The organism is Desulfosoma caldarium (assembly GCF_003751385.1).
Classification (GTDB): domain Bacteria; phylum Desulfobacterota; class Syntrophobacteria; order Syntrophobacterales; family DSM-9756; genus Desulfosoma; species Desulfosoma caldarium.
Genome location: NZ_RJVA01000006.1, coordinates 1 through 1,611 on the forward strand (window position 1 = coordinate 1; position 1,611 = coordinate 1,611).

Below are 1,611 nucleotides of genomic sequence, written 5' to 3' on the forward strand. Positions count from 1 at the left end.
GGGAAATTCAGGTCGAGGAGGAATCCCATGCCGGATACAGGCGTTTGCCCGCGGATCGATTGGGAGGGCGCTTTCAGCGCCGAGCGCCTGGCGGCCTACGCGTCCCTGGTCGACCAGGAAAAAATGGATGAACTGCTCTCTCTGGGCCGCGATTTGCGCGGTGTCAAGGTGCAGCAGATCAATTCGGCCCGTAGCGGGGGAGGGGTGGCCGAAATGCTCCGGTCCCTCGTACCCTTCGAGCGGGCCCTGGGTCTGGACGTGACTTGGGACGTTATCCGCGCGGAGCCTAGCTTTTTCATCTACACCAAGACCGTGCACAACTTTCTCCAGGGTAGGCCCAATGTTCCGGACCTGGCCGGGACCAAGGTCTACTGGGATACCAACCGGCAGAACTATGCCGCGGTGCGGGAGGACGCCGACATAATAGTAGTTCACGACCCCCAGCCGGCCGGACTGATCAAGTTCGCACCGGAGCACGTGAGGCGGCGGCAGAAGTGGATCTGGCGCTGCCACATCCACCTTTCGAGGGAGCACCAGTTCGTCCTGGATTTCATAAGGAGCCTCACCGAGGAGTACGATTTGGTGGTCTTTTCGGCCGCCAAGTTTCTGCCCCGTTGGAAGGTGACCTCCGCGGTCATTCTGCCGTACATAGATCCCTTGTCGGACAAGAACAGGGACCTGCCACCCGAGCAGGTCCGAGAGATTTGCTCCCGGTACGGCGTGGTGGACATGGAGGCCAAACCCCTGATCGTCCTGGTCTCGCGCTTCGACCCCTTCAAAGGACACCGATACGCCCTCGAGGCCTTCAGACTGGTGCGGCAGGAGACGCGCTGCCAGCTCCTCATGGTCGGAGGCACGGCCAGCGACGACCCGGAAAACGAGGCCATTTTCGCGGAGCTCAAGGGAGAGGTGGAGGGCCTGCCAGACGTGCACCTGCTCAACTTGCCGGTGGACAGCCACATCGAGGTCAACGCGTTCCAGCGGGCCGCCCGAATCATCTTGCAGCCCTCGATCAAAGAGGGATTCGGGCTGACAGTCAGCGAGGGCATGTGGAAGGAAAAGCCGGTCATCGGAGGGGATGTGGGCGGTATCCCGTCCCAGATCACGGACGGCTACAACGGCTTTCTGGTGCCCCCTGGCAAGAAGGGCGTGGAGGAAATGGCAGACCGCGTCAACTACCTCCTGAAGAATCCCGGCTTTGCCCGGGAGATGGGAAAGAGGGGGAAAGAGGCCGTCAAGGAACGCTTTCTCCTGACCCGGGGCGTACTCGACGAGCTGAAGCTGATCAGGGGGCTGTTGGAACTCTGAGTGCGCCCGGGGGATAAAACCGCGGCCCGCGGGTCCTGCTATGGCCAGTTCAAGGCCGTAGAGGAGGGATTGCGGGTACGGGTGGAGGTGGACCAGGATCTCTGCATCAGACGTGCATCGATACCTGCCTGGAGATTTTCGACTGGAACGAGGACGATAAGGCCTACGCGGTGCGTGAGGAAGTTCCCGAAGAGCTGGATGACGAAGCCCTGGAGGCCGTGGACGGGTGTCCCACGGGAGCCATCCTGGAGCACTGAGGACCGGCGCCGGTCGACAGCACTGGCCTTTTTCGCGGTTAAAATT

General features: G+C 61.6%; 2 protein-coding genes. Both read left to right on the forward strand.

Going from position 1 to position 1,611, the window contains the following annotated elements; translation table 11 throughout:
• Window positions 1-1,308: glycosyltransferase (locus tag EDC27_RS00655; protein ID WP_123288697.1), on the forward strand; the 1,308-nt coding region annotated here is incomplete at its 5' end.
• A gap of 134 nt (window positions 1,309-1,442) precedes the next feature.
• Complete coding sequence (locus EDC27_RS16840; protein ID WP_342778613.1) at window positions 1,443-1,565, forward strand: ferredoxin; 123 nt, start codon at window positions 1,443-1,445, stop codon at window positions 1,563-1,565.
• The last annotated feature ends 46 nt before the right edge of the window (window positions 1,566-1,611 follow it).